We start from the raw sequence: 24,790 nt of genomic DNA on the forward strand, positions 1-24,790 counted from the left end.
CCGGGTTCGGTGGACGGTGAAGGCCACCTGGGCTGGAAGCCCACAAGATGGAAGCGCTTCCAATTGAGATCAGACCTTGCCCCCTCGCATGGGAGGCCGTCAAGAGGCTGGTTTCCCCGTTGTCCGGTGACCGGCCCTGCCCGCAGGGCAGGTCACCGCGCCCGGGCAGTGCGGTGCGGACGGCGCGGTGCGGGCAGTGCGGTGCGGACGGCGGACCGGCCGTGGGTCAGGTGGACTCGCGGCGGACGAGCGTGGTGGGCAGGAACAGCGGGCTCGGCTGATCGCCGGCCATCAGCGCCAGGAGCATGCGGGTCATCTCCCGGCCGATGTCCCGTATCGGTTGATGGACGGTGGTCAGGGGCGGCTCGGACATCTCCCCCGCCGGCAGGTTGTCGAAGCCGACCACGGCAACGTCAGCCGGGACGCCCCGGCCGGCACGGTGGAGCACTCGCAGCGCGCCGACCGCCATGTTGTCGTTGGCGACGAAGACCGCGTCCAGGTCGGGCCGGCGGGCGAGCAGCGACTCCATGGCGGTCAAGCCTCCGCGCTCGGTGAAGTCGCCGCTCTCCTCCGCGTGGGGAACGAGGCCGGCCAGGGTCAGCGCCTCACGGTAGCCGCGCCGACGGGCCCGGCCGACGTCGGTGTCCAGCGGTCCGGTGATCGTCGCGATCCGGGTGCGCCCCGAAGCGATCAGGTGCTCCGTCCCCTCCCTGGCGCCACGGACGTTGTCCACATCCACGTAGAACGTGGCCCGCCCGCACGGCGGCTTGCCGCCGAACACGGCCGGGACGTCGGCGTCCAAGGCCAGCTGCGCCAGCGGATCGTCCTGCTCGCGCAGGGACATCAGCATCACCCCGTCGACCGCCCGGGTGTGCAGCAGCTGCTTCACGCGGACCTGCCCGCGGGTGGAGGTCGCCAGGCACAGCACCAGGTGGAGGTCGGTCTCCTCCAGCACGGTCGTGGCACCGGCGATGACCTGTCCGTAGAACGGATCGGCCAGCACCTCCGGGCCTTCCCCCGAGATGATCAGGGCCACCGCTCCCGCCTGCTGCGTCGCCAGAGCCCTAGCCGTGGGATTGGGTACGTACCCGAGCTCCCGGATCGCGCGCTGGACGGCCTCGCGTTTGTCCCGGCGCACGTTGGGGGCGTTGTTCAGCACCCTCGACGCCGCGGTACGCGAGACGCCGGCGCGCTCGGCGACCTCGTCCAAGGTCGGCCTTCGGCGCGGCGGCTCGTCCGTCATCCTGGTTCACCCCGATCTCGATGTCGTTGCACGGTATCGCGCCCCCTGCCGAGATGGAAGCGCTTCCAGTCGCAGGACCCTACCGCACTGCCGCACTGCCTGACCGGTGGGCAGCGCGAGGCGCTCACCCCCGGCATGCAGGAGAACGACCTGCCGGACCGGGTGCGACGGGCCTGGCCGCAGCATCGGTGACCGGTCCACGGGTGGCCCGGGGTGGGGCCCGGGGTGGCCCGGTCGGTCCGGGGCGATCCGGTCGCGCCGCCGGGTGGCCTGCTCGCCCGGCGGGGGCGGTGCCCGTGCCGGACTTCGACACCCCGGCTGCCGGGCCGTTCTGAGGCCCGGCTGTCGCGGTGGGCGGCGAGGCGACTGAAAGCGCTTCCGGTTAAGGCGCTCGGCGCGCCGAGGGGGAGCGGCGGAGCAGGTGGCGATCCCGTCATTGATGCGGTCATTGACACGCTGGCAGCACGTGCCCCAGCATGAGTGCCCACGGTGGCGCGAGAGCGCGAGAGTGCGCGGGAAGCTGGAAGCGCTTCCAATTCAGGCTTCCGGCGGGCTGCGGTTCCCGTTCCACCGCACCGTCGGCCACGCCGCCGCCCGTGCATGCGCGGGGCACCGCCCGCGTCGTGCGCCGCCGGTCCCCGGAGCCCCGCCTGACGCGCCCACACCCGCGTCCGGCGAACCGGCCCACCCCACCAACCCGGACGAAGGAGATCTCACCCATGAGCAGAGTGCGACGGTTGCTCGTCCCGCTCGCCTGCGCGGCGCTCGCCTCCGGCGGCCTGGGCGGCGGAGTGGCCGCTGCCGCGCCCGGCACCCCGGCGGCCGACCACACCCTGCCCGCGAACACCCGCTTCTACGTCGACCCCGAAGCCGGCGCCGCCCGGCAGGCGGCCGCCGACCTCAGGGCCGGCAAGGTCGGCGACGCCCTGCGGATGGCCGAGCTGGCCACCTGGCCGCAGGCGATCTGGCTCGACTACGGCACCCCCGCCGAGATCGGGAAGGTCGTCCGGAAGACCATGCTGGCAGCCGGGCGCACCGGCACCGTCCCGGTCTTCGTCCTCTACAACGTCACCGGCCGCGACTGCAGCTTCTACTCGGCGGGCGGAGCGGACAGCCCCGAGGAGTACCGCGCCTGGGTCCGGGGCGTGGCCGACGGCATCGGCACCGGCCGGGCCGTGGTCGTCGTCGAGCCCGACGGCCTGGCACTGCTGCCCGAGGACTGCCCCGAGGGCGACGCGGACGGCACCCGCACCGAGGAGCGGTTCGCCGACATCCGCGCTGCGGTGGACATCATGGAGTCCAGGCCCAGGACGTCCGTGTACCTCGACGGCGGCAGCAGCAACTGGCAACCGGTCGGCGAGCTGGCCGGACGGCTGATCGAGGCCGACGTGGCCAGGACCCAGGGCTTCGCCCTGAACGTCTCCAACTACCAGCCCACCGACCAGCTCAACCGGTACGCCACCTGGGTCTCCACGTGCGTCTGGTACGCCACCGAGGGGCCGGCGGAGGCACGCGGCAAGGCCGACACCTGCGCCAGCCAGTACTACTCGCCGGCCGCACCCAACGACGGGCAGCCCGGCAACGCGGTGGACTTCTTCGATCCGTCCACCTGGAAGTGGGTCGACGCCTGGTTCGACCGGACCGTGGGCCGTCCCCCGGTCGAGGACCTGTCGCACTACGTGCTGGACAACAGCCGCAACGGCCTCGGCGCCTGGACACCCCCGGCGGGCAAGTACACCGACCCCGAGCACTGGTGCAACGCCCCCGGGCGAGGCATCGGTGCCCGGCCCACGGCCGACACCGGCCGTCCGCTGGCCGACGCGTACCTGTACGTGAAGACCATCGGCGAGTCGGACGGCACCTGCCACCGCGGCACGGCGGGCCCCGTCGACCCGGAGTACGGGATCGAGGACCCGGCGGCCGGCGCCTGGTGGCCGGACTTCGCGCACACCCTGGCCGAGAACGCGAAGCCCGCGCTCACCTTCAACCTCGATCGGTAGCAGCGGGGTCGACCCGCCCGTCCGACGTCCACCCGGCCGCCACCGGAGGCGGTGGCCGTGCCCGGCCCCGCGGTCGCCGCGGAGCTCTGGACGCAGGCGCCCGCCGACGTTCGCAGGGCCGGCCTGCCGCTTCTCCGCGGGTTGTCGGTGCGGGCCGCGGTGGTGCCGGACCCCACGGCACCGGCGTTGCCTCGGTCAGTCGTGTCCCGGCAGGTAGCGGTGGGACTCGCGGTGCCAGCGCAGGTTTCCGGCGATCCAGAGGGCCAGGTCGTCCAGGGTCCGCTCCACCCTCTCCCAACCCTCGCGGTCGGCCGCTCCGGAGCCCAGGAACAACGGACGCATGGTCCGCAGGTCGTCGGCGGCGGTGAGGAAGTCGTCGGTCAGCGCGCGGATGAGGGCGAGGGCCCGGTCGATCGCGGGTGCGTCGCCGGGTGCCGCCCCGGCCAGTACGGCGACCAGGTGGTCGCCGCCGTCGCCGTCCTGCTGCCTGGGGACCGAGAAGACGTCGTTGGTGGCCGCGACCACATGGCAGGCCAGGGCGCGGACGTCGCGGTAGGGCTCGGCGGTGGCCACCGCAAGGGGAAGTTCGCAGCCGTTCACGGCCTCGGAGAGGTCGAAGGACACCTCACAGCCGGAGTAGTTGCGGCGTCGCCGCAGATAGGTCGGCAGTCCCAGGCCCTTCCCGGCGTCCCGGCGGGCCAGCGCGGTCATCGCGAACACGTCCCGGTAGTGGCCGGCGAAGCGCCGTCGCCAGTCGGCCGACATGGGTCCGGCGGTTCGGCCCCAGAGTTCGCCGAGGGCCGCCGTGAGCGAGTCGTGGGCTGCCGGTCCGGCGGAGGCGGCGCCGGCGGAGGAGGCGCAGGCGGGGCGGTGGGTGAGCGGGTCGGCGGTGAGGACGGCCAGCAGGTCCGCTCCCAGCCGGGTGATCTCCGCCGGGTCGCGGGCAGGGTCGTCGATCCAGTCGTCGGTGATCCACATGTGGCCGTTCCACCGGGCCGCCAGCTGCAGCAGCGGGGTGCGCGGGCAGGTCCGGGCCGAGAAGGTGCCGAACCGGGCTGCGTGGAACCGGCGGAGGTGGCCGGGGTCGGTGACCAGTCCTGTCGTGCCCACCCAGGACAGCAGGTCCTCGTCCACACCCTCGGCGCCGGGATGGAGCAGGTCCGGCACGGGCGGGTCGATCGCGGGATGGAGGGCGGCGGCGGGACCGGTCACGGGAATGCCTCTCGGTTCGGTGCGGGGGCTGTCGTCAGGCGTCGTCAGAGCAGGCGGTGGACGGCGGGGTCGGCCGGTGTGCAGCAGTTCCGGCGAGGCGGCCAGGTGGTGGGCGGCGCGGAGCTCGCCACCCGCACCGGCGGCGTGCCGGCCGACCAGGGCCAGGGCCGGGCGGATGCGCTTTCCGTCTGCGGCGACCAGCTGTCGGAGCCGTGTCATCTCGTCCTCGGGTGGTGAGGGCGGGCCGGAGGAGATGGTGGAGGAGGTGCTGGACGAAGGAGCGGGCGGGAGGGGCCGGCGACGGTGTGGGGGAGCCGGAGTCTGCGGCTTCCTCCACTGGTCATGGTGAGGCGTGGTCCAGGTGGCAGGGGAGTGCGTCCAGGGGGCGTCCGGTGGCGGGGCCGAGCCGTGCCGTGCCCCGGCGTGCAGCCCCGATTCAGCGCCGGAGGCGCACAAGCCACCGGGAGCGGCTGACGGATGGGCAGGATGCTGGGGCGGGCGACCCGGCGACCCGGCGCTGTCGGCAACGGGTGAACGACGAGAGCGGGAGGTCGAGCCGCTGCGGCGGTCGCCACGTCAGGGACGTGACGACGGAGCCACGAGGGCACCGCGTCGACCAGGACCGCTGTTCCCCTGGGACTCCGGTGGGCGTGCGGTCTGCCGCGTCAGAAGGCGAAGATGCGGGCGATCATGAAGACGATCACGCAGACCACCAGGACGGCGATGACGATCAGCGGCCATGCCCCCCAGGCCCGGCTCAGCTCCGGCGGCTCGGGTACGGAGATGCCCGCCGTCGTGCTCGACTCGGCCGCGGGCGTCTCCTCGGGAAGGGCGTGTCCGGCGACCGGTGGAGCCGTGGCGGGGAGGCCCCGGGGATCCGGGCCGGGGGGTGCCGCGCTGTGCGGCTGGTGCGGGGAGCCGTAGCGGTCGATCACGTCGAGGGTGGCAGGAAGGTCGAGCTCGGTGTCCGCGGTGGCCGGCGCCGTGGTGCGTGCGTGACTGAAGGCGCCGTCGTGGGAGAAGACCGCGACGAGGGACCACGTACGGCGGGTGAGTCGTAGGCGTTCGCCCGATGCTCCGTCATTCGCCTCGCGGACGACGGTCCAGCCGCGCGCCGCGGCGTGGTCGCTCATGCTCGCCTGGTCCGCGCTCAGCGGCAAACCCCGGCTGGGTGTTCCCACGGTGATCACCTGCCCGTCCGGTGCTCCGGCCGCCTGGTCCGGCCGCGAGACCGGGCCGGCCGTTTGTGCGACCGCTGGGGGTTTCCATTGTCCGCCCGCGTCCCAGGGCTCGGCCAGGCGAAAGGCCGGCCCGTCGTCGCCTGCGACGCCGCGGGCATCCGGAGCCGGTGGCCGAGGGGATGAGGGCAGCGACGCGGCCCCCGGGTCGTACCGGGGGCCACGCCGGACGTACCCCCGCCGATCGCCGGGGGGCGGGTTGTGTCAGAGGTTGCCGCGGTAGGAGCCGCTCTCCGTGCCGCGCTCCTCGATGAAGTGCTTGAACCTCTTGAGGTCGCCCTTCACCTGTCGGTCGAGCATCCCGACCATGTCAGCGGCCTTCTCGGCCATGCCGCCGGGCTGGAAGTCCATCTCCATCATGACCCGGGTGTGGGAGGCGTCGATCGGCCGGAAGGACACCATGCCGGTCTGCTTCACGTCACCGCCGGTGGTGCGCCAGGCGACGTGGTCGTCCGGGACCTGGTCGACGATCTCGGTGTCGAACTCCCGGGACACTCCGGCGATCTTGGTGCGCCAGTGGTTGTGCCGCTCGTCGATCTGCGTGATCTCCTCCACGCCCTCCATGAACTTCGGGAAGTCCTCGAACTGCGTCCACTGGTTGTACGCCGTGGAGACCGGGACGTCGACGTCGATCGTCTCCTGCACCTTGCTCATCGCTGCACTCGCTTCCGTGTCGATTCGTCGGTCGGCGAACGCATGCCCACGCTGATCGGAGGCACGCGGTGCCGCTTCCGATTGCGCCCCCGCGGAGGGTTCCCGGCAACCCGGGTTGAATCGGCGGACACGCTGCGTGTGCGTCCGCCCCGGCCGCCCGTCGGCGGTCACGGAACCCTGGTCGCCCTGGCCCCTCACCGGGCCCGGCGGCCCGAGCCGCCCGCAGCTGTGCGGGGCGTGGACACGGTGGCCCGTGCGGGGAGGAATGCCGTCCGAACGGGCGTGTCCGGGGGCCACCCTGTTGATCTGTTCGAGCCTCACCGGCACCGTGGAGGGATGCCGCACTCCGTCTGTCGCCGCCCGGGTCCCGGGCGGCGCTCTCCCGGACCCGCAGATCGTCACGGGAGGGCGCTGCGGTGCTGACCGGCAGCGTGGTCGGAATCCTCGGCCCACCCGGGTGCCCGGACAGGCTTCCGGTCCAGCTCTGCGACGGCCGACGCGTCGCCACCGCCCGCCTCGACGACGAGCAGGCCTCCCGGATCGCGACGGTGATCGCCGACCGGATCGCCCCGCGCACCCTCGACGGCACCTGAGCCGGCTGTACGTCGGCGTGCACGGCCCTCCGGGCAGGCCGGTCAGTGGCCCGGGTGGGGCTCGCCGAACCGCCTGCCCGCGCGGTCGCCGAGGACGGTGACCACCGGGGGGAGCGCGGATCGGCCGGCGGCCTCGGTCCCGGACACGCCGTGCTGCGGCCGGGCGCCCGGGCCGGGCAGCGTGCGTGCGACGAGTCCGAGGATGCGGGTAGTGGTCGCCGGCGCCACTCCTTGGAGGCGGACGGCGAGTTTGGCCGCCGGGGTGAGGACGAGTTCGGGACGGCGGTTCTCGGCTGCACGGACGATGGCCCGCGCAGCGCGTTCGGCGTCCATGGAGAGCAGCGGCAGGGATGCGGCGGCGGCGAACCAGCCGTACTCCGCGCCGGGCCGGCCGTGGAACCGCGCGGCGGTGTGGGAGCCGGTCCGCATGAGGCCTGGCAGGACGGTGGTGACGCTGACGCCCGTGCCGGCGAGTTCGGCCCGCAGGCCCTGGGAGAGACCGGCGGAGGCGAACTTCGCGGCGGCGTAGGGGAGGAGGTGGGGGGCGGCGATCCGTCCGCCGACCGACGAGACGGTGACGAGGGTTCCCGCCGTGCTGGTCCGGAGGTCCGGCAGGGCGGCCAGCGTCAGTCGCAGCGGTGCGAAGAGCATGGTCTCCATCGCCTGGCGGAAGTCGTCCTCGTGGAGGGCCTCCAGCGGGCCGACCTGGATGATGCCGGCGTTGTTGACCAGGATGTCCAGCGGGCCGAAGTGATCGTGCACGGCGGCCAGCAGGTCGTGGGGCGCGTCGTCGTCGGTGACGTCGCAGGGAAGGGACGCGACCTCGGCGCCGGTGGCGCGCAGCCGGTGTTCCGCGCGCGCGAGTCCGGAGGAGTCGCGGGCGCAGAGCAGGACGCGGCAGCCTCGTTCGGCGAGCCGCCGGGCGATCAGCAGGCCGAGGCCGCGGGAGGATCCGGTGACCAGGGCCGTGCGGCCTTCGAAGCGGCCGGGGTGTTGAGGCATCGTGCTGCTCCCGGGGTGCGTGGGGCGAGGTGACGGGACTCGGGTCTCAGGGCCGGAAGAGGATCTTGACGGCTCCGTCCTGCTTCTTCTGGAACATGCGGTAGGCGTCGGGCGCTTCGTCGAGGGGGAGGTGGTGGGTGGCGAAGCCGTCCACACCGAGCGGGTCGTCGTCGGTCAGCAGCGGGAGGATGGCGTCGGACCAGCGGTGCACGTTGGCCTGGCCCATGCGGAGCTGGATCTGCTTGTCGAACATGGTGAGCAGCGGCAGGGGGTCGGTCATGCCGCCGTAGACGCCGGAGAGCGAGACGGTGCCGCCGCGGCGGACGATGTCGATGGCGAGGTGGAGGGCGTGGAGGCGGTCGATGCCGACGTGCTGCATGAGCCTGGCGGCGATCGTGTCGGGGAGCAGGGCGGTGGCGCTCTGGGCCAGGGTGGCGGCGGGCGAGCCGTGGGCCTCCATGCCGACGGCGTCGATGACGGCGTGCGGTCCGCGGCCGTCGGTCATCTCACGGATCGTGGCGGCCAGGTCCCTGCCGTGCGAGCCGGTGTCCAGCACGGTGGTACCGCGTCCGCGGGCGCGCTCCAGACGCTCGGGCACGAGGTCGACGCCGATCACCTGCTCGATGCCGTGGTGTGCGGCGATGCGGGTGCACATGTCGCCGATCGGACCGAGGCCGAGGACGACGAGGCTGCCGCCGTCGGGTACGGTGGCGTACTCGACCGCCTGCCAGGCGGTCGGCAGAACGTCGGAGAGGAAGACGTACCGGTCGTCCGGCGGGCCGTCGGGCACCTTGATGGGCAGCGTGTTGCCGAACGGCACCCGCAGCAGCTCGGCCTGGCCGCCGGGGACCTGCCCGTAGAGCTTGGTGTAGCCGAACAGGGCCGCGCCGGTGCCGTACTCGCGGACCTGCGTGGTCTCGCACTGGGAGTGCAGCCCCTGTCCGCAGGTGAAGCAGGTGCCGCAGGAGACGTTGAACGGTACGACGACCCGGTCGCCGGGCCGGACCGCGGTGACCTCGGGACCGGCCTCACGGACCACGCCCATGGGCTCGTGGCCGAGGATGTCGCCTTCGTCGAGGAACGGGCCGAGTACTTCGTAGAGGTGGAGGTCCGAACCGCACAGGCCGGTCGAGGTGACCTCGACGACGATGTCGGTGGGGTCCTCGATCACGGGGTCGGGCACCACGTCGATGCGGACGTCGCGTCTGCCGTGCCAGGTCAGAGCTTTCATCGTCCCTCCTCGGGGGGTGGGGCCGGTCGGTCCGCCTGGGGGATGTCGTCCATGACTCTCCCTTCTCTGGCGGGACATCCGGCTTCTCTGGCGGGACATCCGGCGCCTGCCCCTGTGCTTCGTCCTCAAACGAGCTCCTCGTCGGGCGTCGGCGCACGGCAGGGACAGGGGTTCGGCGTGCGTGCCGCCGAACGGGGGACACCGCGGTGCGGGCCTTCCGGAAGGAGTGCCTCACGGGCGACGCAGCGGTTCCTCCGGGGTCGTGCGGACTTCGGCCGGCCGCTGTCGCCGGGACCGCGCCTCGACGTAGCGGGGCGGCCGGTCCCACAGGCCTCCGGCCCTCCTGTGGCAGGGCGCAGGCCGCCGGTAGCCTCTGGCTCCATGGAGATGCGAACGACTGTGGTGGGCCTGGCCGAGGAGGCGGAGCAGCAGATCCGGGAGGGGGTCTGGGAGCGGACCTCCGACAGTCTGGCCGGTGCGGCGAGGGCTGCGGCGGGCCTGGGGGAGGCCGTCGGTCCGCGGGACACCCAGGAGGTCCTGCCGGCTGTCGAGCGGCTGGCGCACCTGCGGGAGGCCCTCGCTGTTCTGGCGATCGAGCTTGCCCGTACCCATGGCAGCCTTGCCTGGTTCCTCGCGGGCGCGAGCACCGCTCTCTCCCCCGTCCTGCACTGGCGGGCCCTGCCGGCGGATCGCGGCCGTGCCTTCGGCACCGTCGTCCCCACCTCCGGTCAGTTCACCGAGGCCGAGGATGCCGTCCGTCACCTGCAGGACACCCTGACCCGCATCGCCGCCCCCATCACCTGACCCCGAGCCGCTCCCCGTGCGCGGCGGGTCGGACGCGCTGCCCGGGCCCTTCGCAACGGTGGCCCTGGCCCACGGGCGGGAGTCCGTGGGCCAGGGCCACCGGTCGATGTGAACGTTGCCCGGCGGTCCGGTGCCGGTCGGCCGCCCGGACCGCCTCTCGGCGGCCGTCTGAGGAAGGAGTCCACCCCGTCTTCGAACAGAGCCGCCCCGACGGCTTTCCGCAGCGGACACCCCCGGGAGGCCCGGTCACGGGCGGGCCAGTCGGCGCAGCAGGCGGTTCCGGCCGCGGCCGGGCACGGACCACAGGTCGTGGCCGTGCACGCCCCAGCTTTCCAGGAGGGTGTTCGCGGCGATGAAGCCGGTGGTGGCGGCGCGTTCCATGAGGGCGGTCGGCAGCGGGCATCTGACGGTGTCACCGGCCAGGACCAGGCGCGGGTGGCAGGTGGTGGCGGCCGGCCGGTGGGCGTAGCCGCCCACGGGGAAGAGGGGGCAGTCCGCGTGCCATTCGTGTCGGCTGTCGAGGGTCCGGCTGCCGGCGGTCTCCGGGTAGAGGGTGTGCAGTTGGTCGACCAGCTCCTGCTGGACGGATTCGTGGTCGGCGGCGGGATCGAGGGCGTAGGCGTGGAGCTCGACGACGGACCCGCCGCGTGCCCGCGCCCAGCGGCCGGCCTCGCCCTCCCAGCGTTCGAGCACGCTGACGTTGTCGAGCGGGCCGAATCCGGCAGTGCCCAGGAAACCCGGTCGGCTGCCGTGGACGGGGCGGTCGAGCCAGTGCCGGCTGACGAGGAAGGGCGGTGCCTGCCGGAGCGCGGCGACGCCTGCCCGCCAGGGCGGGTCGCCGAGGGCGGGGGAGTGGCGGACCAGGGTCTGGAGGCTGCCGGGGTCGAGGGCCAGGACGACGGCGTCGAAGGTTTCGGCGGGGCCGTCGAGCCCGAGGTCGTGGCGGCCGTCCGGGCGGGGGGTGACCGTGCGGACGGCCGTCCCGGTGTGGATGCGGGCCTTGAGGGAGTGGAGGTGTGCGGCGAGCGGTTCCCAGAGTGCCTGGGGGAACGGCTCGGTGGTGGTGTCGAAGAGGAGTCCCTCGCTGGAGCCGAGGAAGTACAGGTGGAACATCAGGGCGAGTTCGGCGGCCGAGAGGGTGTCCGGGTGGCTGAAGAAGCTGCGGGAGAAGACCTCGAAGGCCAGGTGCCGTGCCGCGGGCGGGAAGTTGATCGAGGCGAGGAGGTCGGAGGCGCTCGTGTGGTCGAGCGTCTCGTAGACCCGGGGTACGCGGACGTCCAGCAGGGGCAGCGCGGCGCGGGCCCGGATCCGGGCGAGGTCGCCGAGGCGGAAGGTGGGGCTGAGGGCGGCGAACGCCAGGGCGTTCCATGGTGCGGGGCGGGGGAGGCGGGCGAACCCGTCGGTGGCGCCGTCGCGTCGGCGCAGGGGGTAGTCGGGCAGCGGGGTGAGCATGCCGAGGTCCGGATCGATGCGCCGCAGCAGGGCCCTCAGGTTGTAGTACTGGCGGAAGAAGGCGTGGAAGCCGCGGGTCATCGTGGCGGTGGACCCGTCCGCGAGACGGGTGGGCCGGCCGGAGAGGCGGCCGCCGAGTACGGGCGCCCGCTCGTACAGTTCGACGTGGACTCCGCGTTCGGCGAGGGCGATCGCCGCGGACAGGCCGGCGATCCCCGCCCCGACGACGGCCGTCCGCGGGGCGGGGGCCGCGGCCGACGGTGCACCGTGGCGGGCCGGCCAGTGGACGGCCTTGCGGTCGCGGCCGGGCGGCGCCGGTTTCGGCGTCCGGGTCATCTGTCCTCCTCGGGTCGTTCGGCGGTGAGGGTGTGGAGGACGCCGTGCTGCCAGCCGCGGGCGGGGTGTACGCGTGTCCGGGTGAAGCCCGCGCGCCGGACGCGGTCCGCGAGGGCCGGTGCGGTGTCGAAGTCGAGGACGCTGCGGTGCAGGTGCCGGTAGAGGGCCGGGCCGCCCGGACCGGCGCTGCCGAGCGGGATGATCACGGTGCGGCACAGCAGGGTCCACAGCGCGCGGTCGCGGGGTCGGCCGCGCAGGGTGTAGTCGTGCAGCACCAGGCGCCCGCCCGGGCGCAGGACGCGGAGGGCCGCCCGGAGGACGGCGTCGGGATCCGCGGTGTTGCGGACGAGGTAGGCGGCGAACACGGCGTCGAACGGCCCCTGCGCGGGCGCCCGGCCCACGTCCTCGGCGGGCAGGAGGGCGAAGGAGACCGTGGGCGGCCAGGTTTTGGCGCGGGCACGTTCCAGCATGCCGGCCGACGCGTCGAGGGCGGTCACCGTCGCGGACGGTGCGGCGCGGAGCAGGGCCCGGGTGGAGGATCCCGTGCCGCAGCCGAGGTCGAGCAGGCGGGCGCCGGTGCCCGTGCCCGCGGGGGCGGCGAGGGCCGCGGCCCGGCGCAGCCGCCGGTGGTAGCCGGGGTAGAGGGAGGTGAGGCGGTCGTAGGCGGCGCTGGAGCGGTCGAAGGCCGCGGAGAGTTCGCGGCCGTGCAGGAGGGTCACGGCGTTCCCTTCGTCGAGGAACCGCGCGGTCGGCGGGCGGGGAGGTCGAGGCAGGTGCGGAGCATGGGGCCGAGCGGGCAGCGCAGGCCGATGGCGAGTTCGTCGAGGGGGCCGGAGGTGCCGTCGAGGAAGCGCAGGACCGTCGCGGCGCTGTTGCGGCGGAAGAGGCCGGTGAAGAACGCGGGTCCGATCCGGCCCGTGTCGAGGGCACGCAGGAGGACGGCGTCCATGGCGAGGTGGCGGCGCCGGTGGGGGCGTGGTGGTGCCGGCCGCGTTCCGAGGTCGACGGCGCGGGCCACGGCCCGGGCCTGGCGCAGCGCGGTGGTGAAGGTGTAGCCGGTGGCGGGCCTGGTGGCGCCGCCCGCGGTGCCGATGCGGAACACGTGGCGGCTCTCCTGCCGGGGGAACGTCGCGTCCGTCATCGGCACCACCCCGTGCTCGACGTCCTCCACGCGGTACGCGCCGACGCGGAGGGTGCGCTCCAGGTAGCCGTGCAGTGCACGGTCGTACGCCGGCGCGGGCCACGGGTCGCGGCCGAAGACGGTGTACTCCACGAGGGCGTGGTGCGCGCTCGTCGGCAGGACGTACCCGAAGGCGAGACCGGTGGCGGGCTGGGGGACGCGGAAGTCCATCAGCAGGGGCAGCCGGGGGTCGAACGCCGGGAGGGCGGTCTCGACGAACCAGCCGCGGAAGTGCTGGCGCAGGGCGGTGCGTGCGTCGGGGAGGGGCGGCCGGGGGCGTGAGTCGAACACCCAGCGGGCCCGGACCTCCACCGGTCCGCCGGCGCCGTCGAGGGCCACCACCGCGCCGGCCGGGCCCTCGGTGATGCCGGTCGCCGCGCCGGTCACCCGTGCGAGGCGCGCGGAGCCGCCGGGCCGCGCGTCCAGCCATGCGTCGAGGTCCGGCGACCGGAGCATCTTGTAGTGCAGGGGCGCCAGCGGGTGGCGGGTGAGCCGTCCGTCCGGCGAGACGATCCCCGCGGTGTCCCAACTGGCCGCCAGCAGGCCGTCGAAGCGCCCGGCGTCGTGTTCCCAGAAGCACCAGGTGCGCGGCGGCGGCCGGTGCGGGTCTCCGTCGGGCAGGTCGACCAGCGCCACGGACGGCGGTGTCCGGCGGCCGGCCCGGGTGAGCTCGTCGGCGAGCAGCAGCCCGGCCGCGCCCGCGCCGATCACGGCGACGTCGACGGCTCCCACCGGTCAGTGGCCGTTCGCGTCGAGCAGTGCCCGCCGGCGTTCCGCGTAGGCGATGTCGTCGCGCCAGAGCCGTCCGGCGGTGCGCCGCACGACCGGGCGTACGAGCGGGGCGAGTGCGCGGGCGAGTACGAAGCCGGGCCGGTGGGAGCGGGCGATCACCGCCTCGGTGACCACCGTCCGCCCCCTGCCGGGGGTGCCGATCGGTGTCGCGTGCGTCGCCACGACGCTGCCCTCGCCCTCGCCCTCGATGATCCGCATGAGGACGGTCCGGGGGCCGGGCGCGGTGAAGACGGCGATGACCGGTACCGCGAACCGCCGTCCCAGGCGGAACGAGACCTCCACGACGAACCGGTCGGTGTCCGCACCGGCGTCGGCCGGCAGGTCCGTCGGCGGACCGTGCAGCACGGTCAGGCCGCCGAACGCGTACGGGTGGAACCACGCGCCGTGCCACGGGTCCAGACGGTTCGCGAGGATGTCCTGCGGCTCGCAGGCGCCCGCCGCCGTCGTGACCGACACCAGGGCGTCGGCCGTGCCGGGCAGCAGGGCGTGCGGGACGCCGTCGGTGGGCCGCTCGCCGCCCGCCGAGTCCAGCCGCACCCACACGAGCACCCCGTCGTCGTGGGCGGGGAACGGGCGCCAGCCCGGGCCGCCGCGGGGGCCGAGCCGCATGCCGTGCCAGGGGCAGACCAGTTCCTGCCCGTGCACGGGGCCGGTGCAGAGCGGGGCGCCCAGGTGCGGGCAGGCCCCGGGGCCCGCGTGCAGACCGCCGTCGTCGCCGCGCCACACCACCACTTCCACACCGGCGATCCGGCGCCCCACGGCGCGGCCCGGCCGGACGGCGGCGCTCGCCCCGGCGACGTACCAGTTGCCGCTGGGCCGGTTGCCCGCCCGTGCGACCGCCGCCCCGATGAGGGCCGCTCCGGCCTGCCGCCACGTCGGCTCCTGGTCCAGCCACCGCTCCCGGCGCATCCGGCGGACCGGCAGCCGCCTCCCGCGCCCCTCACGCATCGGTCCCCCTCTCCGGCGGCGAGGCCCCGCGCCGTTCGCCCGCCGCCCTTCCGCCCGGGGTGCGCACGCGTGCCGCCACCGCACCACCGGCCCCCCGGGCCGCCGCCAGCACGCGGCGGGAACGCGACACGGAGACCCTCCGGTGCAGGACGACCGCCGTGCCGTGCCGCTCGACCTCGTCCAGGATCCGCCGGTAGAGCACCAGGGCGGCCGCCACGCACGGACGCGACTGTGGCGCCAGCATCGGCACGCCCAGGGCGGCGTACCGGTACAGCCCGCGGGTGTGCGCGATCCGCTCGCGCAGCGCGGCGACCACCCGCGGACTGCTGCGGCCGGTGCGGCGGCACCAGCCGAGCAGCTCGCGGTCGACCCCGTGCGCGGCCAGCTGGTCGCAGGGCAGGTAGACCCGGCCGCGGTCGAGGTCCTCCCCGACGTCGCGGATGAAGTTGGTGATCTGGAAGGCCACCCCCAGGCCCGCGGCGTGCGGCGCCGCCTCGTCCTGCGGGCCCACCGTGCCCAGGACGGGCAGGCACTGCAGGCCGATCACGGCCGCAGAACCGTGGACGTACCCCATCAGGGCGTCGAACGTCGGGTAGTCCTCGACGTCCAGGTCCATCCGCATCGAAGCGAGGAAGTCCGTGAAGTGCCGGTGTGCGATGCCGTACCGGCGGGCGGTGTCGGCCACCGCATCGACCACGGGGTGCCCCCCGCGGCCGTCCCGCAGCGCCTTCCCCAGCCGGCGCTCCAGCTCGTCGAGGGCGCCCGCACGCTCCGCGGCGAGGGGACGGGCCGCCAGGTCGTCGACGATCTCGTCGGCCCACCGGGCGAACCCGTAGAGGGCGTGCACCGCGGGACGCTGCGCCGGGGACAGGAGCCTGGTCGCCAGGAAGTAGGTCCGGCCGTGCCGGGCGTTCAGACGACGGCACTCCTCGTAGGCCGCCCGCAGCGCCGGCTCCGCCACCCGCGCCCGGTCCAGCTCCCGGGCGCTCACCCGCCACCCCCCGCCCGCACGGGCAGCGCCCGCGCGGCGCCCCGGTGCCGCGCACCGCCCGTGATGCGGGCGGCGGCCAGCTTGCCGGAGAGCAGCACCGTCGGCACGCCGACCCCCGGCGTTGTCCCGCACCCCGCCAGCACCACGTTCACCTCGCCGGGAACCAGGTTGCGCGGCCGGAACGGCCCGGTCTGCCGGAAGGTGTGCGCCGCGGAGAACGGCGTTCCGGCGGCCAGCCCCGCCTGCTGCCAGTCGGCCGGCGTCACGAGCTGCTCACGGACGACGGCGTCCCCGAAACCCGTCAGCCCGCGCCGCTCCAGCTCCGCCACGATCGAGTCCCGGTACCAGGGCGCGATCCGCCGCCAGTCCATCGGGCCCACCTCCAGGTTCGGGCAGGGCGCCAGAACGTAGTGCAGGTGCCGCCCGTGCGGCGCGAGCGACGGATCCGTCACGGTCGGATTGGTGATCAGCAGCGAGGGATCGCTCATCAGCCGGCCCGTCCCGGTCAGCTCCGCGAACGTCGTTCTCCAGGCCCGGCCGAACGACAACGTGTGGTGGGCCAGCTGCTCCCACCGCCGGTCCGTCCCCGCGTGCAGGACGAACGCCGACGGCGCCCACCGCAACCGCACCGGCCGCCGGGGTCCGCGCCCCAGCAGCCGGTGGGCGGCCGGCAGGTCCGCGGTCAGCACCAGGGCGTCGCACGCGATCCGCTCGCCCTCCGCCGTCCTGACCGCCGTCACCCGCCCCGACGGGCCGCGCTCCAGCGAGGCCGCCTCCGCCCGGTAGCGCAGCCGAGCACCGGCTGCGGCCGCGGTGTCCGCCATGGCCCGCGCCACCGCGTGCATGCCGCCGCGGGGGAAGTACACCCCCGCCACCGTGTCCATGTACGCGATGACGGCGTACGCCGCCATCGCCCGGTCCGGTGCCACACCCGCGTACAGCGACTGGAAGGAGAACACCCGTTGCAGCCGCTCGTCGCGCAGGAAGGAGGCGACCTTCGGACCCAGCCGGCCGAAGCCGCCCAGGGCGGCCAGCCGGGCCAGGTCCGCACCCAGCAGACCTACGGGCGAGTCGAAGTTGGCGTCGATGAAGCTGCGCATCTGCACCCGGTACAGCTCCTCCATCCACCGGCGCAGACGGCGGTAGCCCAGCGCCTCCCGCTCCCCCGCGAACCGTCGGATCCGTTCCTCCATCAGCTCGGGCTCGCTGTGGACGTCGAGCACGGAGCCGTCCGCGAACGCCGCACGGTACGCGGGGCTGAGCGGCACCAGGTCGAGCCGGGCCGGGGGAGGCCCGCCCGCCGCCGACAACGCCTCCTCCAGGATCCCGGGCATCGTCAGCACGGTGGGTCCGGTGTCGATGCGGTAGCCGTCCACCTCCAGCAGGCCCGCCCGCCCGCCGGGTCCCTCACCGCGTTCGACGACCGTGACCCGGCGTCCGGCGCCGAGGAGGTGCAGCGCCGCGGACAGACCCGACAGCCCTGCCCCCACGACGACGACGTGGTCCGTCCGGCCGGTCACGGTACGCATCACTACGCCTCCCCGCCCGTCCGCGGGCCGCTGTCGGCCCGGGCCGTGCCGGCGACGGCGGTGCCGCCCGATCCGGGGTCGGTCATCCGGTCGGTCAGCTCGACAAGGTCCGCCACCGCCGACGGGTCGAGGTCCGCCGCGTGCAGGAGCGCGCGGCCCTCCCGGCGCAGCCGTGCGACGAGGCCCAGGATCTCTGCTTCGGTGCCGACCGCCCGCATCGCCTCCCTGACCCGCCCCAGACCTCCGTCGTCGAGGTCAGGGTCGCCGAAGGCCGCCCGGATGACCATCCCGTGTCCGGCCGGGTGCCCGCTCTCCGCCGCTTCCATGGCCCGCAGCACCATGTACGTGCGCTTGCCCTCCGCCAGGTCGCTGCCGGGCCGCTTGCCCAGCCCGGCCTCGTCGCAGAAGACGTCCCGGAAATCGTCCACCAGCTGGAACGCGAGACCGATCCGGGCACCGAAGCCCCCCAGCGCCGACATCTGCCCCGGCCCGGCACCGGCCAGCGCCGCCCCCAGCTCCAGCGGCCGCTGCACGCTGTATCCGCCGCTCTTGAGCCGGGCCACGGACAGCGCCGCCTCCGCCGACCCCGAACGCTCCGCCTGGAGGCGCAGTTCGAGCCGCTGACCTGTCACCATCTCCTCGCGCATGGTCCGCCACAGGCCGCGGATCCGTCGGCCGGCCGCGGGGTCCTCGCAGCAGACGTCCAGCACCAGGTCGTCCGCGCGCGCCAGCGCCAGATCCCCGGCGAGGACCGCCTGGGCGACGCCGTACCGGTCGCTGTCACCGCTCCACCGCTGCCCGCGGTGCTCCGTCGCGCACGCCCGGTGGAGCGTGGGGGCGTCCCTGCGCCGGTCCGCCCCGTCGATCAGGTCGTCGTGCACCACCGCGCAGGCCTGGATCAGCTCCAGCGACGCGCCCAGCCGCACCATGCGTGCGTGAGCGGGGCCCGCATCCGCCCCGCCGACCGCCCGCCAGGCGTGCCGGACCAACTGGGCGCGGGTGCGTTTGCCGCCCCGCGCCATGAAGTCCCGCACGACCCCGGGGCATGCGCAGGGCGCTTCGGGGACCGACGTGCCGTGCGCCGCGCAGTCGCACGCCAGCGCAGTCGCGAGAACACGACGGAGCGCTCCGGTGAAGTCCGACCCGCCCGTACGAGTGCCGACGCCGCGGGTGGCCGAAGCCGTCACGCCCGTTCCCTGCATCCGGTCGGTCTCCGTCGTCATCCTGGGGAATCGGTCGTCCATGGTCTGCCCCGGCTCCCAGTCTTCGCGCCCTCCACGTGCCGGAACACGACGCCACACGCACGGCGTGCGACGAATCACCCGTCCGGCCGCGGTCCGGGCTTTCGGCACGTCAGCGCCGGCGACGCTCGCCGGCGGCAGCACCGGACCCGCCCTGTCGAGCATCCACGGCGACGGTCCGGCCCGGGGGTTGCAGCGTTCCCGCAGCATTCGGCCCCGCGCTCCGTCCAGGCCCCGGACGGGCCGCCCTCCGCGTCACCTCCCACCGGCCCCACCGTGCCGGGTGAGGGCGGGCCGTCCCGTGGTTCAGCGGCCCGGCCGGTCCGGGTGGGTCAGGTTGGCGCCGCTCGCCGGATCGAAGACGTGGATGCGGGAGGTGTCGATCCACAGTTCCAGGGCGCTGCCCTCGGCGGCGCGGGTGGCGGGGTTCAGCCTGGCGACCACCCGGTGCTCCTGCATGCCCGTGTCGGCCCGGCCGGAGTCCGCGGCGAGTTCGGCGAGTTCCTCGCTGCGTGCGGGGCCGCCTTCCTCGTTGAAGTGCACGAACACGTCGGAGCCCACGGACTCCCGGACCTCGACGGTGGCGTTGCAGGTGACGCCGTCCCGGTGGCCCTCGGCCAGGGAAGCGTCCTCGAAGTCCTCGGGGCGGATGCCCACGATGAGGTCGCGCGGGGCGTCCGCGCCCTCCAGGGCCCGCCGCATCCGGTCGTCCACCGGCAGGTCGCCGAGCGAGGTGCGCAGGGTGTTCCGTTCCAGCGTCGCGCCGAGGAAGTTCATGCCGGGAGAGCCGATGAAGCCCGCCACGAACAGGTTCACGGGCGCGTCGTACAGGTGCTGAGGCGAGCCGACCTGCTGGACGACGCCACCGCGCATGACGACCACGCGGTCCCCCAGCGTCATGGCCTCGACCTGGTCGTGGGTGACGTAGACGGTGGTGGTGCCCAGGCGCCGCTGGAGGGCGGCGATCTGGGTGCGCATCTGCACCCGGAGCTTGGCGTCGAGGTTGGACAGCGGCTCGTCCATCAGGAAGGCCTTGGGATCGCGGACGATCGCGCGGCCCATGGCGACCCGCTGGCGCTGGCCTCCGGAGAGGTTGGCCGGTTTGCGGTCCAGGTGCCGGGTGAGGTCGAGGATGCGCGCCGCCTCCTCGACCTTGGTGGCGATGGCCGCCTTGTCGACCTTGGCCAGGCGCAGCGCGAAGCCCATGTTGTCGCGCACGTTCATGTGCGGGTAGAGGGCGTAGCTCTGGAACACCATGGCGATGTCGCGGTCCTTGGGGGCACGGTCGTTGACGACCTGTCCGTCGATGCGCAGGCTGCCCTCGGTGATGTCCTCCAGCCCGGCGATCATGTTGAGCGTGGTGGACTTGCCGCAGCCGGACGGGCCGACGAGGATCACGAACTCGCCGTCGGCGATGGTGAGGTTGAAGTCGCGGACGGCCAGAGCGCCGTCCGGGTAGCGCTTGGTGATGCCGTCGAGGACGATCTCGGCCACGGTTCGCCTTCCTGGTCCGCCCGGTGGGGCGGTCTCATCCCTTGACTGCGCCGGCGGTGAGGCCGGCGACGATGCGGCGCTGGAACAGCAGAACGAAGATCACGATCGGAACGGTGATGACCACGGCGGCCGCCGCGATGGAACCGGTGGGCTGCTGGAACTGCGAGCTGCCGGTGAAGAAGGCGATCGCCGCCGGGACGGTCCTGGCCGAGGTGGTCGAGGTCAGCGAGATGGCGAACAGGAAGTCGTTCCAGCAGAAGATGAAGACGAGGATGCCGGTGGTGAACACACCGGGCGCGGCCAGCGGGGCGATGACCAGCCGGAAGGCCTGCCACGGTGTGGCGCCGTCCACCTTCGCCGCCTTCTCCAGATCCCAGGGGATCTCCCGGAAGAACGCCGACAGGGTGTAGATCGCCAGCGGCAGCGAGAACGTCATGTAGGGGATGATCAGGCCGATCCAGGTGTCGAAGATGCCGAGCGCCCGCTCGATGTTGAACAGCGGCGAGACCAGCGAGATCGGCGGGAACATCGCGATCAGCAGGGACACGCCGATCAGCAGCCGCTTGCCGGGGAACCGCAGCCGGGCCACCGCGTAGGCCGCCATGGTTCCGAGCACGACCGCGATGGTCGTGGAGATCACGGAGATCCCGATCGAGTTGACGAGGGCGCGGGTGAACTCCGAGGTCCGGAAGATCCCCCGGTAGTTCTCCCAGGTCCATTCGCGCGGCACGAAGTCACCGTCGGTGAGGGTGCTCGGGTCCTTGAAGGAGAGCGCCACGATCCACCACACCGGGAACAGCGCGTAGAGGACGACCACCAGGTTGGCGAAGCCCCAGCCGGTCAGTGTGCGGGTGCGGCTGCTCATCGGCGCTCCGGTTCGCCACCCGGCGCGGCAGCGCCGAAGACCTTGATGAAGACGAAGGCGATGACCGCCACACAGATGAAGATCAGCACCGAGATCGCCGACCCGATGCCCAGGTTGAGGGCGGTGAAGAGGTTGTCGTATCCGAGGATCGAGACCGAACCGGTGTCGTTGGAGCCTCCGGTCAGCACGTAGATGTTGTCGAAGATGCGGAAGGCGTCCAGCGTGCGGAAGAGCAGGGCGACCAGGATCGCCGGCTTCATCAGCGGCAGGATCACCAGCCGCATGCGCTGCCCGAAGGTCGCGCCGTCCACCATCGCCGCCCGGACGGTCTCCTCGGGCACCAGCGCCAGGCCCGCTAGCAGCAGCAGTGCCATGAACGGCGTGGTCTTCCAGACCTCGGCCAGGATGATCAGTCCGATCGCCTGCCACTGGTCCGTCAGGGGCGCGCTTCCCTCCGGCAGCAGTGCGGCGAGGTAACCGATGCCCGGCGTCCAGGCGTACTGCCACGAGTAGGCGGCGACCACCGTCACGATGCCGTAGGGGACCAGGACCGCCGTACGGACGGTGCCGCGGCCGAACACCGCGCGGTGCATGACCAGCGCGAGCGCCATTCCGAGGACCAGCTCGATCACCACCGACACCACGGTGATCAGCACGGTGACCCACAGCGCCTGCCACCAGAACTGCGAGGTCAGCACGGCGCCGTAGTTGGAGAGTCCGACCCACTGCGCCTGCTGCGGGAACCGCAGGTCGTAGCGCTGCAACGACAGGTAGATCGCGTACGCGATCGGGTACGCGGTGACCGCGAGCATCACGAACGCGGCGGGCGCGCAGAGCAGCAGGCCCAGCCGGCGTTCCTGCCGGGCACCCTCGGACGGCTTCACGGTCTTCTGCCCCGCCGTGTCGCCGGGTGCGGTGGACGGTGTCACGGGATCAGCCCCTTGGACCCGAGCGCGTCCTCGATCTGCCCGCGGAGGTCGGCCACGGTGCTTTCCGGCCGGATGCCGGCAGGCGGCGAGAGGGTGTGCGAGATGGCGATGGACACGTTCTGGTAGGCGGGGGTCTGCGGCCGCACGCTGGCGTTGTCGAGTGCGGCCAGCACGTCCGCGGCGAACGGGTAGCTCTCGGTGAGCTCCGCCGCCTGGTACAGGCTGCGCAGGGAGGGCGGCAGGCCGCCCTCCAGCGCGTTGGTGAGCTGGTTCTCCCTGTCCCGCAGGCAGAGCGTGGCCTCGAACGCGAGGTCCGGGTGACGGCTGTACGCACCCACGGCGAGGTCGATCCCGCCGATGGTGACGGTAGCCGGCCGGCCCGGAACCACCGAGGGGTACGGCGCCCAGCGGAAGTGCTTGAACAGCTCCGGCTGGTTGGCCTTCATCGACGGGTAGACGAACGGGTAGTTCAGCTCGAAGGCGGCCGTCCCCGACTCCATCGCCAGCCGGTTCTGGTCCTCCATCTGGTTGGGCAGGGAGGGATCGGCCGCCGCCGAGACCGCGGTGTCGTGCATCACCCCGGCCGCGACGACGGCGGGCGGTCCGAGCGAGGGCGCCTGCGCGTCCGGGGTGAGGATGGTGCCGCCCGCGCTGGTGACGAGGGTGTTGAACCAGACGGTCAGACCCTCGTACTGGGCGCCCTGGATCTCGACGTAGTGCGGCTTGCCCTGCTCCGCCAGCGCGTCGGCCTGGGCCAGCATGTCCGCCCAGGTCTTCGGCGGGTCCGGCACCAGGTCGTCCCGGTACCAGAGCAGCTGCGTGTTGGAGTTGTACGGTGCCGCGAAGAGGCGCCCCTGCCAGGTCGCGGTCTGCACGGCGGCCTTGAGGGTGTCCGCGGTGGCCTTCTCCTTCATCGCCCCGGTCCACTCCCGGATCCACCCCGCCTCCGCGAACTCGGCCGGCCAGGTGACGTCCAGTCCGAGGACGTCCACGCCCTCGTCGTGCGCGGCCATCCGCCGCACCAGCTGCTGGCGCTGGCCGTCGGCGCCGCGCGGCAGCTTGTTGTACTTGACGGTGTACCGGCCGCCCGACTGCCGGCCGCAACGGTCGGCGGCCTGCTGGAGAGCGCCGGAGTCGTCCGGGAAGTTGTACCAGTTCAACGTCACCGGGCCGCCCTGGCCGCTGCTCCCGCACCCGGTCAGGACGGACGCGACCACGCAGAGGCCCACGAGGGCACTCGGCCACCAGGAGCGGGACGTGCGGTCCTTCGGCATCGCTCTCCCGACGTGGGGACGGACGAACCCGGCGACAGTAACCCGGTGGGGTGCGGGGGCCGTCGGACGCCGCGCCGTCGACTACCCGGACGGAGCATCCCCGGCCTCGGCCGGTCCCGCCCGATGAAGCGTCACCCCACTGCACCGGGTTCCGCGCGCCTGCGACGAATCCGTGCCCGGCGCCGCCGCCCGGAACGGCAGGGGTCTGCGGTGTCCCGTGAAGGCCGGCGCCGCGGGGACCGGCGGGTCGTCGGACCTCCGAAAGGAGTTCAACGGTGCTTCTTGGCCTTCCTGGCTCCGCCCGGGCCACCGTTGTCCTTGGGCGGTGCCGGCGGTGTCCGGCGGGAGACGGGAGCCGCACCGGCGGGCGATGCCGGGCCGGGCGCAGACTGCTCGGCGGCGGGTGCGGTGTCCGAGGTCGTCGCGGCCACCGGCGCGGTTGCCGCAGCACCGCCCGCGGGCCGCGCGGCGGGCCCGCTCGGACCGGAGACCGGGAGAGCCCCGGGCGAGGACTGTCGGCCGGCCGGGGCGGGCACTGCGGGTGCCGGCCGGGGAGGGGTTTGCAGGAAGGAGGCGCTGCCCACCAGGGCGGCCAGTGCGAGGACCGCCGCGGCCACCAGGGGCGCGCCGCGCCTTCGGCCTGCCGGCACCCGCAGTGCCCGCAGGCTCGGAGGTCGCGTCGGCGTCGGAGCGGCCACCGCCGTGACCTCCGCGAGCGCCTCGGCGCACTCGGCCGCCGACGGCCGCTGCCGCGGGTCGCTGAGAGTCATCTGCCGCAGGATCCGGGAGAGGGAGGCCGGCAGGCGTCCGGGGATGACGGGAGAGCGGTGCAGTCGAGCGGCGGCGGCTTCGAGGGGCGCGCCGCGGTACTCGCGGCGCCCCGTGAGGCACTCGACGAGAACGAGACCCAAGGCGTACACGTCAGCGGCCGGCTGTGCCTGCCGACCACGGATCTGCTCCGGTGCGAGGTAGGCCGGAGTGCCGACGACGAACCCCGTCCGGGTCACGGCGGCGTCGCCGGAAAGCCGGGCGACGCCGAAATCCGCAAGCCGCGGAGCCCCACCGTCACCGATGAGGATGTTGGAGGGCTTGACGTCCCGGTGGACGACACCCCGCCCGTGGACGAAGGACAAGGTCCTCGCCAGCCGTGCCCCCAGCCGTGCCGCTGTCACCGGGGACAGCGGCTCGCGCGCCAGCACCTCCTGCAACGTCGGGCCCTCGACGAGTTCCAGTACGAGGAAGGGACGCTCGTCCCACTCGCCGTAGTCGTACACCTCCACCAGCCCGGGGTGCCGCAGCCGGGCCAACGTCCGGCCTTCCAGGGCGAACCGCTCGGCGGCCTCCCTTCCGGTCCCGGTCCGGAACACCTTGAGCGCCACCGGCCGCTGCAGTCGTTCGTCCACGGCACGCACGACCTCGGCCGCTCCACCGCTGCCCAGGTGTCCCTGAACGCGGTACCGATCTGCGAACAGGCCAGCAGGGACAGGAAGTGCATGCGCGGTGGTCATCGACGTCTCCGCTCCCGAACGGTCCACCGCTGCTCCGGCCGGAGGAGGATGGCTTCGCGTCGCCTACCCCCGCGCGGGCGGCCCACCCGCTCGCCGACGAAGCCGTGAGTCCGGGGACGGTCGGGCGGGGTGCGGGACATCCCGCCGTCGCCGGCACCGGTTCACCTGCGCGGGAACGCCACGCTCGCCGAACCCGGTGTGGTCCCGATCCGTGCCCACGACGAAGTCCACGGAGGAGAGGAGCCCCGGCCGACGTACGGCCGGGGCTCCTCGA

Annotated in this window: 21 protein-coding genes; 3 read left to right on the top strand and 18 right to left on the bottom strand. The window is 73.8% G+C overall.

Going from position 1 to position 24,790, the window contains the following annotated elements; genetic code table 11:
- Positions 1-226: 226 nt before the first annotated feature.
- A complete protein-coding gene (locus tag OG335_RS34395; RefSeq protein WP_405015063.1) occupies positions 227-1,243 on the bottom strand; it encodes a LacI family DNA-binding transcriptional regulator in 1,017 nt (338 codons plus the stop codon).
- A gap of 719 nt (positions 1,244-1,962) precedes the next feature.
- Between OG335_RS34395 and OG335_RS34400 the strand changes: the two genes are divergently transcribed.
- Positions 1,963-3,243 (top strand): glycoside hydrolase family 6 protein, encoded by a 1,281-nt coding sequence (locus tag OG335_RS34400; protein ID WP_405015064.1) that lies wholly within the window; start codon positions 1,963-1,965, stop codon positions 3,241-3,243.
- A gap of 195 nt (positions 3,244-3,438) precedes the next feature.
- Here OG335_RS34400 and OG335_RS34405 read toward each other — a convergent pair whose 3' ends face one another.
- The 3 genes from OG335_RS34405 to OG335_RS34415 form a co-directional block, all read right to left on the bottom strand.
- Complete coding sequence (locus OG335_RS34405) at positions 3,439-4,674, bottom strand: hypothetical protein (RefSeq protein WP_405015065.1); 1,236 nt, start codon at positions 4,672-4,674, stop codon at positions 3,439-3,441.
- 446 nt (positions 4,675-5,120) lie between these two features.
- Positions 5,121-5,588, bottom strand: a complete 468-nt coding sequence (locus OG335_RS34410; RefSeq protein ID WP_405015066.1) for a DUF6480 family protein — start codon at positions 5,586-5,588, stop codon at positions 5,121-5,123.
- 309 nt (positions 5,589-5,897) lie between these two features.
- A complete protein-coding gene (locus OG335_RS34415) occupies positions 5,898-6,347 on the bottom strand; it encodes an SRPBCC family protein (protein WP_405015067.1) in 450 nt (149 codons plus the stop codon).
- A gap of 416 nt (positions 6,348-6,763) precedes the next feature.
- Between OG335_RS34415 and OG335_RS34420 the strand changes: the two genes are divergently transcribed.
- On the top strand, positions 6,764-6,940 hold the full coding sequence (locus OG335_RS34420) for a hypothetical protein (protein WP_405015068.1): 177 nt from the start codon (positions 6,764-6,766) through the stop codon (positions 6,938-6,940).
- A 42-nt stretch (positions 6,941-6,982) separates the two neighbouring features.
- Here the strand turns inward: OG335_RS34420 and OG335_RS34425 are convergent, their stop codons facing one another.
- Both OG335_RS34425 and OG335_RS34430 read right to left on the bottom strand, forming a co-directional pair.
- On the bottom strand, positions 6,983-7,942 hold the full coding sequence (locus tag OG335_RS34425; protein WP_405015069.1) for an SDR family NAD(P)-dependent oxidoreductase: 960 nt from the start codon (positions 7,940-7,942) through the stop codon (positions 6,983-6,985).
- Positions 7,943-7,988: 46 nt separating this feature from the next.
- Positions 7,989-9,173: an alcohol dehydrogenase catalytic domain-containing protein gene (locus OG335_RS34430; protein WP_405015070.1), complete on the bottom strand. Its 1,185-nt coding sequence runs from the start codon at positions 9,171-9,173 to the stop codon at positions 7,989-7,991.
- Positions 9,174-9,554: 381 nt separating this feature from the next.
- On the opposite strand from OG335_RS34430, the gene OG335_RS34435 reads away from it, so the two are divergent.
- A complete protein-coding gene (locus OG335_RS34435; protein ID WP_405015071.1) occupies positions 9,555-9,977 on the top strand; it encodes a hypothetical protein in 423 nt (140 codons plus the stop codon).
- 246 nt (positions 9,978-10,223) lie between these two features.
- Here the strand turns inward: OG335_RS34435 and OG335_RS34440 are convergent, their stop codons facing one another.
- The 12 genes from OG335_RS34440 to OG335_RS34495 all read right to left on the bottom strand — a co-directional run bounded on the left by OG335_RS34440 (position 10,224) and on the right by OG335_RS34495 (position 24,411).
- Positions 10,224-11,765, bottom strand: a complete 1,542-nt coding sequence (locus OG335_RS34440; protein WP_405015072.1) for an FAD-dependent oxidoreductase — start codon at positions 11,763-11,765, stop codon at positions 10,224-10,226.
- Positions 11,762-12,484, bottom strand: a complete 723-nt coding sequence (locus OG335_RS34445; protein WP_405015073.1) for a methyltransferase domain-containing protein — start codon at positions 12,482-12,484, stop codon at positions 11,762-11,764. The genes OG335_RS34440 and OG335_RS34445 overlap by 4 nt, the downstream gene beginning before the upstream one ends.
- The gene (locus OG335_RS34450; protein ID WP_405015074.1) at positions 12,481-13,677 is read right to left on the bottom strand and encodes a lycopene cyclase family protein; all 1,197 of its coding nucleotides are present in this window, start codon (positions 13,675-13,677) and stop codon (positions 12,481-12,483) included. The genes OG335_RS34445 and OG335_RS34450 overlap by 4 nt, the downstream gene beginning before the upstream one ends.
- A 3-nt stretch (positions 13,678-13,680) precedes the next feature.
- Positions 13,681-14,685, bottom strand: a complete 1,005-nt coding sequence (locus tag OG335_RS34455) for a DUF5914 domain-containing protein (protein ID WP_405015075.1) — start codon at positions 14,683-14,685, stop codon at positions 13,681-13,683.
- A complete protein-coding gene (locus tag OG335_RS34460; protein ID WP_405015076.1) occupies positions 14,678-15,676 on the bottom strand; it encodes a phytoene/squalene synthase family protein in 999 nt (332 codons plus the stop codon). The genes OG335_RS34455 and OG335_RS34460 overlap by 8 nt, the downstream gene beginning before the upstream one ends.
- Complete coding sequence (gene crtI / locus OG335_RS34465) at positions 15,673-17,205, bottom strand: phytoene desaturase family protein (protein WP_405015077.1); 1,533 nt, start codon at positions 17,203-17,205, stop codon at positions 15,673-15,675. Before crtI ends, OG335_RS34460 begins: the two co-directional genes overlap by 4 nt.
- Positions 17,206-17,207: 2 nt before the next feature.
- Positions 17,208-18,239 carry a polyprenyl synthetase family protein gene (locus OG335_RS34470; protein WP_405015078.1) on the bottom strand — a complete coding sequence of 344 codons (1,032 nt, stop codon included), beginning with the start codon at positions 18,237-18,239 and terminating at the stop codon, positions 17,208-17,210.
- A 513-nt stretch (positions 18,240-18,752) separates the two neighbouring features.
- A complete protein-coding gene (locus OG335_RS34475) occupies positions 18,753-19,940 on the bottom strand; it encodes an ABC transporter ATP-binding protein (RefSeq protein ID WP_405015079.1) in 1,188 nt (395 codons plus the stop codon).
- 34 nt (positions 19,941-19,974) lie between these two features.
- The gene (locus OG335_RS34480) at positions 19,975-20,805 is read right to left on the bottom strand and encodes a carbohydrate ABC transporter permease (RefSeq protein WP_405015080.1); all 831 of its coding nucleotides are present in this window, start codon (positions 20,803-20,805) and stop codon (positions 19,975-19,977) included.
- A complete protein-coding gene (locus OG335_RS34485; RefSeq protein WP_405015081.1) occupies positions 20,802-21,734 on the bottom strand; it encodes a carbohydrate ABC transporter permease in 933 nt (310 codons plus the stop codon). Before OG335_RS34485 ends, OG335_RS34480 begins: the two co-directional genes overlap by 4 nt.
- Complete coding sequence (locus tag OG335_RS34490; RefSeq protein WP_405015082.1) at positions 21,731-23,008, bottom strand: ABC transporter substrate-binding protein; 1,278 nt, start codon at positions 23,006-23,008, stop codon at positions 21,731-21,733. The genes OG335_RS34485 and OG335_RS34490 overlap by 4 nt, the downstream gene beginning before the upstream one ends.
- 269 nt (positions 23,009-23,277) lie before the next feature.
- Positions 23,278-24,411, bottom strand: coding sequence for a serine/threonine-protein kinase (locus OG335_RS34495; protein ID WP_405015083.1), 1,134 nt, complete (start codon positions 24,409-24,411; stop codon positions 23,278-23,280).
- Positions 24,412-24,790 lie beyond the last annotated feature (379 nt).

The organism is Kitasatospora sp. NBC_01539, from assembly GCF_045040525.1.
Lineage (GTDB): Bacteria > Actinomycetota > Actinomycetes > Streptomycetales > Streptomycetaceae > Kitasatospora.